At 57.5% G+C, this 9442-nt stretch carries 10 protein-coding genes and 2 pseudogenes; 7 read left to right on the top strand and 5 right to left on the bottom strand.

Annotated features, from left to right (window positions below; translation table 11 throughout):
• The first annotated feature begins 42 nt into the window (after positions 1-42).
• Positions 43-1524: a lipase maturation factor family protein gene (locus tag K8V32_RS13630; RefSeq protein ID WP_303908627.1), complete on the top strand. Its 1482-nt coding sequence runs from the start codon at positions 43-45 to the stop codon at positions 1522-1524.
• A gap of 78 nt (positions 1525-1602) precedes the next feature.
• Entirely contained in the window at positions 1603-2025 is a 423-nt protein-coding gene (locus tag K8V32_RS13635; RefSeq protein ID WP_303908630.1) for a hypothetical protein, read from the top strand.
• Between the two features lie 60 nt (positions 2026-2085).
• Here the strand turns inward: K8V32_RS13635 and K8V32_RS13640 are convergent, their stop codons facing one another.
• Positions 2086-2448 carry a DUF6841 family protein gene (locus K8V32_RS13640; RefSeq protein ID WP_303908633.1) on the bottom strand — a complete coding sequence of 121 codons (363 nt, stop codon included), beginning with the start codon at positions 2446-2448 and terminating at the stop codon, positions 2086-2088.
• A gap of 253 nt (positions 2449-2701) precedes the next feature.
• On the opposite strand from K8V32_RS13640, the gene K8V32_RS13645 reads away from it, so the two are divergent.
• The gene (locus tag K8V32_RS13645; protein ID WP_303908636.1) at positions 2702-3619 is read left to right on the top strand and encodes a LysR substrate-binding domain-containing protein; all 918 of its coding nucleotides are present in this window, start codon (positions 2702-2704) and stop codon (positions 3617-3619) included.
• Positions 3620-3650: 31 nt separating this feature from the next.
• Here the strand turns inward: K8V32_RS13645 and K8V32_RS13650 are convergent, their stop codons facing one another.
• Together K8V32_RS13650 and K8V32_RS13655 are read right to left on the bottom strand one after the other, a co-directional pair.
• Positions 3651-4988 carry an MFS transporter gene (locus K8V32_RS13650; protein ID WP_303908639.1) on the bottom strand — a complete coding sequence of 446 codons (1338 nt, stop codon included), beginning with the start codon at positions 4986-4988 and terminating at the stop codon, positions 3651-3653.
• Positions 4989-6056 carry an MBL fold metallo-hydrolase gene (locus K8V32_RS13655; protein ID WP_303908642.1) on the bottom strand — a complete coding sequence of 356 codons (1068 nt, stop codon included), beginning with the start codon at positions 6054-6056 and terminating at the stop codon, positions 4989-4991.
• Positions 6057-6229: 173 nt separating this feature from the next.
• Between K8V32_RS13655 and K8V32_RS13660 the strand changes: the two genes are divergently transcribed.
• The 4 genes and pseudogenes from K8V32_RS13660 to K8V32_RS13675 form a co-directional block, all read left to right on the top strand.
• Positions 6230-7018, top strand: a complete 789-nt coding sequence (locus tag K8V32_RS13660) for a sulfite exporter TauE/SafE family protein (RefSeq protein ID WP_303908644.1) — start codon at positions 6230-6232, stop codon at positions 7016-7018.
• 310 nt (positions 7019-7328) lie between these two features.
• A complete protein-coding gene (locus K8V32_RS13665; protein WP_303908647.1) occupies positions 7329-7790 on the top strand; it encodes a hypothetical protein in 462 nt (153 codons plus the stop codon).
• A 108-nt stretch (positions 7791-7898) separates the two neighbouring features.
• Complete coding sequence (locus tag K8V32_RS13670) at positions 7899-8279, top strand: LexA family protein (protein ID WP_303908650.1); 381 nt, start codon at positions 7899-7901, stop codon at positions 8277-8279.
• A pseudogene (locus K8V32_RS13675) lies at positions 8261-8561 on the top strand (Y-family DNA polymerase); the annotation flags it as partial. The gene K8V32_RS13670 and the pseudogene K8V32_RS13675, both read left to right, overlap by 19 nt.
• A 54-nt stretch (positions 8562-8615) precedes the next feature.
• Here K8V32_RS13675 and K8V32_RS13680 read toward each other — a convergent pair.
• Both K8V32_RS13680 and K8V32_RS13685 read right to left on the bottom strand, forming a co-directional pair.
• Positions 8616-9077 (bottom strand): DDE-type integrase/transposase/recombinase, encoded by a 462-nt coding sequence (locus K8V32_RS13680; protein ID WP_524536748.1) that lies wholly within the window; start codon positions 9075-9077, stop codon positions 8616-8618.
• A 155-nt stretch (positions 9078-9232) separates the two neighbouring features.
• Positions 9233-9442, bottom strand: a pseudogene (locus tag K8V32_RS13685) (IS110 family transposase); the annotation flags it as partial.

Genomic DNA, 9442 nt, shown 5'->3' on the forward strand with positions numbered 1-9442 from the left:
TGTAGGACGACGTCAAACCTCGTGATGAGCTGAGGGATACCCATGGACTGGAGTGCTTGGCTGCCACTGCTGGAGGCCACCGACTACACAATCGCCCGTGAAATACTCCTGCGTGGGATCGCGGCACTCTACGGCATTGCGTTTTTAGCAGCGTTCAATCAATTTCCCGCACTGCTTGGCGAACGCGGCCTGAGCCCGGCACCAGACTATATTGAACGCACCAGTGCACGCGATCGGCCCAGCCTCTTCCGCTGGCGCTTCACGCCGTATAGTGACCGGCTGCTGCGCATCGTGTGCGTGATCGGCATGGCCCTAAGCCTGTCGGTGGTGGTGGGACTGGTCCAACTCGGACCGGCATGGACGACCATTCCCGTGTTCTTGGTGATGTGGTGGCTGTATCTTTCAATAGTGAACATCGGGCAGTACTATTACGGTTTCGGGTGGGAATCTCTGCTGCTGGAGGCCGGATTCGTCGTCGGATTCCTCGGTACCCACGAGGTCGTGCCACCGTTTCTGATCCTGCTGTTCTTCCGATGGACTTTGTTCCGCCTAGAATTCGGGGCCGGGATGATCAAAATGCGCGGCGATCCCGCCTGGCGGGATCTGACCGCCATGAACTATCACCATCAAACCCAACCCATGCCCAATCCGGTCAGTCGCTGGGCGCATCAGAAACCACAGTGGTGGCATAAGTCTGAAACGCTCACCAGTCACGTGATCCAACTGATCATGCCGTGGCTGTTGTTCTTTCCGCAACCGATCGCCTCGATTGCCGCCGTCGTCATTATCATCAGCCAGCTGGTTCTGGTGGTGACCGGCAACTACGCATGGTTAAACTGGCTGACAATTCTGGTGGCCTTTTCGGCAATCAGTGACTCGTTCTTCCACGCCCTAGTCGGTGGGGGATGGCCCGCTTGGGGTTGGGAGCGCATCCTTGCGCTGCTGGATGGACAACTGAGTGTGCAATCCCCAGGCTGGTGGCTGGTATTGACCGCTGTTGTCTTCATCGGGTTGTGTATGCTGAGTTGGCAGCCGTTGCGTAACCTGTTTTCACCGCATCAGCTCATGAACGCCAGCTTCAACCGCTGGCATTTGGTCAACGCCTACGGTGCCTTTGGATCCATGACGCAAACTCGGCGCGAAATCATTATCGAGGGCACCATGAGCACGGACCCATCGGACGACGACGGCTGGCAGGCTTATGAGTTCAAGGGCAAACCCGGCGATGTGTACCGGCGGCCACCCCAGGTTGCGCCGTATCATTTGCGCCTGGACTGGATGATGTGGTTTTTGGCGTTGGGCTCTGCGAATCAGCCCTGGTTTCGCCGACTCCTAGACAAAATTTTGGACGGCGACCCAGGGATTCGAAAACTGCTCGGCCATGATCCGTTTGACGGTCAACCGCCCGTGCTGATCCGGGTCAAGATCTATGAGTACCGGTATGCCACAGCTACCGAGCGCCGCGAGACCGGCCAGTGGTGGTGGCGCAAAGAACTCGGAGTGCTGGTGCCACCCACCGGGTGAATCTGATCATTGCGATGCCGTAGTGGGAAACACTAGAGTAAAGCTGATTTGCCGCCGTGTCGAGAGATTGGTCTACCCATGTCGTTCAAAAAGCTCGCACCCATCGTCCCCGCTATCAGTGCGCTGTTGGTGCTCAGTGGGTGTGGCGGCCAGGACAATCTTGAAGAAGCCGGCGACCCACCTGAAGTCACCTGCGAACGATTCCAGGACGTCATCAACGAGGTCAGCGATATTGATCCGGCGTCCATGAGCTTTGGTGATATCCTCGGGCAGGTCAGTGACAGTTTCTCCGAAATAGAGACGATCGCTGACGAGGCGCAGGACGATAAGCTTGGCCAATCTATCGATACCATGGCGGAGGCGCTCAACTCTTCGATCGCTTCAGCCGGCGGTGACCTTGAGACCATTGAATCGGAGTTTCAAGCACGGCTTGACGAGCCCGACGTCCAGGAGGCTGCTGCCTATTTAGATGAAGTCTGTGGCTTCCAGATGCCGTTATAATTGACGGGACGCAATCCTGCTTTCCCCGCTTCTTACCGTGTTCCCGGTTGGTGAGGCCATTCATAGTTCCAGCGGGGTCAGCACGGCGATCTTCCAAGCATCACCATCGCGGACGAGCTGATACATGTTTCGCTCGTTCGGTGCGCCACCCTGATAATCCCACGCGACGTCTGCCCATATGCTGTGACTGGTCGCTGCTGCGACTTCAACGCTAGCCTGTGCAACGGAAACTGCCTCGTATTGGCTGAACGCACTGGTAAAAAAACCTTCGGTCTGGACGACGTCGGACACTGCGATCAGCTGCTGAGGGAACACGATCAACGCAGGCACCGCATAGTGACTAGCGATCGCCTTGGCATCACGGGCAAGCAGTGCGCGGGTGTAGGTATCGAAGAACTCCCGGGCAATATCATGCTGGCTCATGACCACCATGCTACGCCGACACCCTGACACGCGCTAGAAAGAAACCGAGCGTTGAAACTGCCGAAGACCGCCACACGATGGCATGAGTCACACATGATCGAGGGAGCTATTCAATGCTCAAGCTCTGGAAACCTCGCATAAGCTAGAACGCTAAGATGTGGTGTAAATTGCGATTTCAGATACGTAATAGCTGAGGCCATACATCAATGGAATGTACTCGCCTCATATATATTGTTGCCTGCTGAGGAGCCCTGTGGATCCGTTTCGTTTTACGCTGCGCCAGCTGCAGCATTTCATCGCTGCAGCCGAGGCCAGGACCGTGACAGCTGCTGCGGCCGAGGTACATATTTCCCAGGCAGCCATGTCGCAATCGCTCAACGAGCTGGAACGCGCCGTCGGCCAGCAGCTCATGGTGCGAACCCGTACCCACGGAATCCAGTTGACGTCGTCGGGCAGAAGATTCTTAGCCGATGCTCGGGAATTGGTGGGACGTGCTGCAGACGTCCAACAAGAAATGACCGAACGCGCTGAAGAGCTGGTCGGTCCCTTGGACATTGGAATCTACACTGCTGTTGCTCCGTTCTGGGTGCCGTTTATTGCGGAGCATTTCATTGTTCCGAATCCACAGGTTTCGGTTCGCATCGTGGAAGGTGACGGGAAGCAGCTGCAGCGCCAAATGCTCGAAGGGCAATTTGACGCGGTCTTTACCCACTCCGGTCACCTCATTGATGGGGTGCGCCACCAGGTGATTCGCAAAGGCCAAGGCTATGCGCTAGTGGCACCTTCGCATCGATTGGCCGGACGAACCAGCGCCAAGATCGCCGACTTTGGCGACGACCCATACGTGCTGTTGGATATTCCGGCGGTGCGAGATAATCAGTTACCGAAGTTGCGCGCCGGTGGCATCGAACCGAATATTGCGTGGCGGTCCACCAGCTTTGAGGCCGTTCGCGGGCTGGTTGCCCGTGGACTGGGCTGGAGTGTGCTGGTGCAGCGACCGCCGGTAGATATCTCCTATGACGGGCTGCCGTTGGTGACCATCCAGCTGGAAAATTTTGAACCCAGCGATATCTGCATTGCGTTCGTGCAGGATCGACACAGTCGACGTCTGGCTGAACTCATTGCGGTGTGTACAGCAGAAGGTGCGCGACTGGATGCCGAAACGGCATGAAATCGCGCACCCAATACTGCGTCGTCGTAGGCTAGAACTTAGTTCCTTCAAGGTCAGCGGTGCGACCTTCTTTGACTAACAGGGTTGCCCCAATCGCGACGACAAACACCGCAATCCACACCACGGCGATCAGCCATAGCGAACCGCCGGCGAAGGCCACCAGGGATGAAGCAATCATCGGGGTGAAGCCGGCGCCCAGGGTTGAGGAGGTCTGGTAAACCAGCGAAGCTCCGGTGTAACGGATGTGGGTTGGGAACATTTCGGCACAGAACGCTCCGAATGGGCCGAAAATGCTGCCCTGCACCAGGCCCTGGGTGAGCAGCAATGCGAAGGCGAAGACCCACAGGTTGGCCATGTCCAGCATGAACATGACCGGGAAGGCGAAGACTGCACCCAGCAGCATGCCGCCCATCATCACCGGACGACGTCCGAATTTATCGGACAGTTGCGAGGCGAACCAGACGACCACCACGGTTGAGGCGGCGCCTAAGGCTTTGACCCACAGTACGTGAGTGGCATCCAGGCCGTCGTTGATGACGTACGAGATAGCCCACACGGTCATCAAACCTTGCACGGTGTAGGAGCTCATACCGGCAACGATGCCCAAGATCAGGTTGCGTGGGTATTTAGAAATAACCTCAAAGAAAGGTACTTTACGTTCCTCGGCTTCATCCTGGAGTTTCTGGAAGATCGGGGATTCGTGGACCTTCATGCGCACGACCAGACCGATGAGCACCAGCACGGCGGACAGCAGAAACGGTACGCGCCAGCCCCAGGACAGGAACTGTTCGTCGGGCAGCATGGTGAAGATACTCATGACGACGGTGGCGAGGACCGCACCGGCTGGGCCACCCATGTTGGCGAAGCTGGCGGCAAAGCCACGGCGTTTCTTGGGCGCGTGTTCCAGGGCGATGAGCATCGCGCCGCCCCATTCGCCACCGACGGCCAGGCCCTGAATGACGCGGAACAGCGTGAGCATGATCGGGGCTGCGACACCGATGGCTGCGGTGGTTGGCAGGAGACCGATGGCCACGGTGGTGCCGCCCATGAGCATCATTGAGGTGACCAGCACGCCCTTGCGGCCCAGCTTGTCGCCGAAGTGCCCGAAGAGGATGCCACCGATCGGGCGGGCCACGTAGCCGACTGCCAGGATGGTGAAGGACAGGAACAGGCCAAGGCCGGGGTCCAGGTCAACGAAGAAAACCTGGCTGAAGACCACGGAGGCTGCGGTGGCGAACAGGATGAAGTCGTAGAATTCGATCATCGAGCCCAAAAAGCTCGAGGCCAGGATTCGCCGCATCATCGTGGTGTTCAGCGAATCGGACAGCTCTTGCGTTGTGACGTCCTGCGTGTTGATGGTCTTGGTCATTTAGACACCTACCTTAGTGTGCGGCATCACCTGATGGGAATCCTGGTGTGCAAATGAAATGGAATCGAGATCGTGCGGGATAAAGAATTCTCCGCTGAAGGTTGCCCCCAGTGCTTCCCAGCGCTCGGCCGGAGTGTTGCCCGGCACCAGGTGGTGCAGCGCTAATCGGGCGGCACCGGCGCGTTCGGCCAGATCAATGGCCTGTTCTGGAGAAGTATGTGACTTGCGGTGATGATCAATCGAGGCTTGATCGGTTTGGGTTTTGCCGCCGCCGTAGGCGCGTTCGACCCAGTCGAAGTCGATGGCTTCGTGCAGCAGTAGATCGGTTCCGGTTGCCAGGGTGACCAGGTTGTCGGTCGCAGTTGTATCGCCCGAAATGGTCACCGAGCCAGCAACCGTGTCGAAGCGGAATGCAAAGGCCGGGGCAACCGGCGGGTGCTCGACCAGAATCGCGGTCACCGTGACCAGTTCGTCGCGGTAGACCTCAAACGGTGCCATGCCCACCGGGGTTGGATTGTCATTCGGGTGATAATCAATGTCCTCAGGGATCTCAATATCTTGGACCGTAAAGCAATCCAGCGGTGAAGGGCGCAGCGCATCCAAGATCCGGTCATTGAGATCGGTCGCGTAGGCCTGGACGATCGAATGCACCATGCCGTAGGTGCCCGGCGTCGGATTGTCGGGACATACCGGTTGCGGGGCGACTTCGGCGCGTTCGGATACCGGGGGCAGCATGCCGCGGTCGCCGGGACCAAGAATCTTGATCGGCCCATTGGCTTCAATGTCGCGAGCATACAAGCCCATCGTCAGCAGGCTGGGGATATCCACCGTGTGGTCGGAATGCAGGTGGGTAATGAACATCGCGCGCATGTCATCGAATGATAGATCCGCGCGTTCCAACTGCCGTCCAACGCCGAGCCCGGCGTCTACCAAGTAGTACTGATCGCCGACGATGACGGCCGTGGCAATCCCATGGCGGTGCTGTCCGGTACGTGAGGACCACCAGCGTGGCCCACCGGCAGTCCCCAGGGTGATGATGCGTGGTGCAAGATCGAGTTCCTGTTGCACTCAAACTCCTTCAAGGCTTCGTGATCTACATCATGTGATCTGATTCCCTCTACTTTGTGTTAAGTTTCATAAAAAGTAAAACGAATTGTTCCGATCAGACTCATAGGTAAAACTGATGACGAGATGGTGCTACTCTCAGTCCCGGTAGCAACATCTCATCGAGCGGAGGGGCCGTGACGGCATACACCATCCCAGCACAACGCAATTGGTTCGGACTCATCCTGTTGGGTCTGGCCGTGGGTGTCTCATCTGGGCTGTTTGGTATCGGCGGTGGGATTATCGTGTTGCCAGCGCTGGTATATCTTTTTGGGTACTACACGCGCATCGCCGCGGGAACCTCACTGCTTGCCGTCGTCCTGCCGGCGATCGTCGGTGTTATCTCCTATGCGATCGAAGGCAACCTGGATCTGCTGATGGCCGTACTGTTGGCCACCGGGTCAATTGTTGGTGCGCCGATTGGTTCGTGGTTGTTGACGGTGTTGCCGCAGCGCGCCGTCCGGTGGGGATTTATCGTGTTCATGTTGCTCGTGATCGCTTCGCTGTTCGTGGTCATTCCTTCACGCGACGCCGTCGTCGAGATGGACTGGTTGCTCGGCGCGGGACTGGTCGCCCTCGGGCTGTTCACCGGCGTGATGTCCGGGCTGTTGGGGATCGGTGGGGGAGTGATCATTGTGCCGCTGCTCGTCGTGTTGTTTGGTGCCAGCGACCTCGTCGCGAAAGGCACATCTTTACTCGTGGTGATTGCCACCGGCATGTCCGGCACTGTCGCAAACGTGCGACGTAAAAACGTTGACCCGCCGGCTGCGCTGGTCATCGGTGGGGCCGCTGCATTGGCGACCCCGGTGGGCGTGTGGACCGCACACGCCCTGAGCCCGGAGATTGCCAATATCGTATTCGCGGTCTTCCTCGCGCTCGTCATCATCCGAATGCTGGTGGACGTGCTGTCTCGCCGCACGCAGTGAAGCGCTTGTATTCTACGTTAATTTGATCAGCGTTAAGCAGGGCAAGGGATTGTCTGATGCCTTCTCAGAATTTTTGGAAAAGTCGGATGCCTGATGGTTGAACCACAGCAGTTTGGTCGTGGTGCTGGGTTTGCTGCCGGGGCGGCCAGTGGCTCGGTGCAGCGGAAGTTGCGGAAGATGAGTCGGCATCCTGAGGAGCCGCGAGTATTTTCACAGGCGAAGATTTTGCTCCCCATCGGGCTACTCATGAGCCTGGTCATGACCCCCACCATGTACTTTCCGATCAGGGATTACGTGGAAGGTCAGACCGATGATATTTTTTTCGATCATCATGCCGGGCCTGGCCACGTTTATGGGGTATTTATTCATAGCTCACGGACTGTTCCGGCGATTCGGGGTGGATCGAGACAAGATCTGGACGCGGTTTGGGAAACTATTCTATCGGGAAGTACGGTTTGATCAGCTCGACCGGCTGGATACGGGCGTGCACCGGTTCAAGCTATATTCGGGTAAGACTCTGGTGAATTTGGACTATAACCGCTTCGATTATTCGCTGGCGTATATCCGGTTGCTTGAAGAGCTGCAGTACCGACGCTTTGAGCTCCAAGGGGTGAGCATTGATGATCCAGACTGGGACGAAACTGCACAGGGCTTCCGCAACACATTTGCGGCCAAAGTACACCGCAGCCATCGAGCGTTCTATGATGACCACCCGGAAGAACTCGAACGGCTCAATGCACTCGTCCAGCCACCCATGTCCTACATCAACTAGCGGTCGTAGAGCTCCTCAAACCGATTAGACTGATAACCGAGCGAGGGGAGACTTGGGATGAAAGTTGAAGGGGTGTATTCCTACGCACCGGGATCTGCCGAGCCTCGCATGATTTCTGCCGGCGTCGGCCATGTGCCAGCCGGTTTCCCGTCACCGTCGCAAGACTACTCGGATACTAAAATTGATCTGACCCAGATGCTCATCCGCGATGAGCTATCCACGTTTATCGTGCGAGTCTCGGGTGATTCGATGCAAGGTGCTGGCATTTACGACGGCGATAAACTCATTGTAGACCGTGGCATTGAACCCCGCGACGGGCACGTCGTTGTGGCAATTGTCGACGGTGAGATGACCGTCAAACGTCTCCGTATCACGCCCCACGGCGTCGTCCTGCAGGCCGAAAATTCCGAGTATCCCGATGTTGCCGTAGCCGAACTATCGGATCTGTTGATTTGGGGTGTAGCCACCACATGTTTGCATCAGCTGTAAACCAGTCCCAGGACTACATCGCCTTAGTCGATGTGAACTCATGTTTTGTGTCAATGGAACGAGTCTTTGACCCCAGCTTGTGCAATCGGCCAGCCGTGGTGCTGTCGAATAACGATGGGTGTGTGGTGGAGCGAATTCCCGAGGCCAAAGCCCTTGGGGGCTCCGATGGGGTATCCCTGGTTCAAGCTGGAAGCCACCGCCGCTCAACACGGCTTGGTGGCCCGGTCGAGTAACTATGAGTTGTACGGCGAAATGTCGAGCGGGCCTGCTGCACGGTTAGGTGTCAGGCAGCGAGTACTACTTGGGTGTTTATCATGGTCTCGAATTCGACTGGTGTCAACCGGCCGAGGCGGCGTTGTCTCCTGATGCTCCGACGCGGCCCATCGATCCGACCAGTCCGTGATGTGTCAGGGTGCGCACAAATTTTCGTGAACCGAACTGCGATCCGCGGTTGGAATGGACCACACAGCCGGCCACGTTGCCTAGTAATGCCACCGCATTGTTCAGTGCGTTGACGGCTAGCCGGGCGGTCATCCGGGCATCGATGGAATATCCGACGCTTTTGCCGGCGAAGACGTCTGTGATCGCACAGACATAGAGTTTTCCTTGGCCGGTGTGAAGTTCGGTGATGTCAGTGAGCCACAACTGGTTGGGGCGTTGGGCGGTGAAGTCGCGTTGTACGAGGTCATCGTGGACTGCAGGCCCAGGCCGCATACCGTTGCCGCGTGCTTTTCGTCTGCTGAATACGCTGAACCATTGGTTGTCGTGGCAGATCCGCCAGGCGGGCCGATCCGCCATCGGTTGACACGATTGGCTGCCACCAGCTCAGCCTGGCACACGGGTTGGTGCACCCAGCGGTCATACGGTTGACGAGCAAGCTTGAGCACCCGACACGAGACCACCACGGGGGTTCCTTCGGTGGCCAGCTGTCTTCCGAGACTCTTCTATGTCGGTCAAGCAAGTTGCAAAACCTTATGTTGAGCGTTGAGGATGCGGAAGACTCTGCGGGCGATGTAGCGTTTCAGACATCGCCGGATGTCTCGGTCGGTTTTGTCTTGGGCGCGTCGTCTTTCCACGTAGGCACGGGTTTGTGCATCATGGGTCATCTTGCTGACGGTCACTATATGCAGGGCACTGTTCAGTGCTCGGTCGCCGCCGCGGTT

The sequence above is a fragment of the Enteractinococcus helveticum genome, from assembly GCF_020742345.1.
GTDB classification, from domain to species: domain Bacteria; phylum Actinomycetota; class Actinomycetes; order Actinomycetales; family Micrococcaceae; genus Yaniella; species Yaniella helvetica_A.

What these genes read in the sequence shown, in the direction of transcription:
- K8V32_RS13635 (WP_303908630.1), top strand. Translation starts at nt 1,603, where the DNA reads ATGTCGTTCAAAAAGCTCGCACCCATCGTCCCCGCTATCAGTGCGCTG.
- K8V32_RS13665 (WP_303908647.1), top strand. Translation starts at nt 7,329, where the DNA reads ATGATATTTTTTTCGATCATCATGCCGGGCCTGGCCACGTTTATGGGG.
- K8V32_RS13640 (WP_303908633.1), bottom strand. Translation starts at nt 2,448, where the DNA reads ATGAGCCAGCATGATATTGCCCGGGAGTTCTTCGATACCTACACCCGC.
- K8V32_RS13670 (WP_303908650.1), top strand. Translation starts at nt 7,899, where the DNA reads ATGATTTCTGCCGGCGTCGGCCATGTGCCAGCCGGTTTCCCGTCACCG.
- K8V32_RS13680 (WP_524536748.1), bottom strand. Translation starts at nt 9,077, where the DNA reads ATGGCGGATCGGCCCGCCTGGCGGATCTGCCACGACAACCAATGGTTC.
- K8V32_RS13630 (WP_303908627.1), top strand. Translation starts at nt 43, where the DNA reads ATGGACTGGAGTGCTTGGCTGCCACTGCTGGAGGCCACCGACTACACA.
- K8V32_RS13650 (WP_303908639.1), bottom strand. Translation starts at nt 4,988, where the DNA reads ATGACCAAGACCATCAACACGCAGGACGTCACAACGCAAGAGCTGTCC.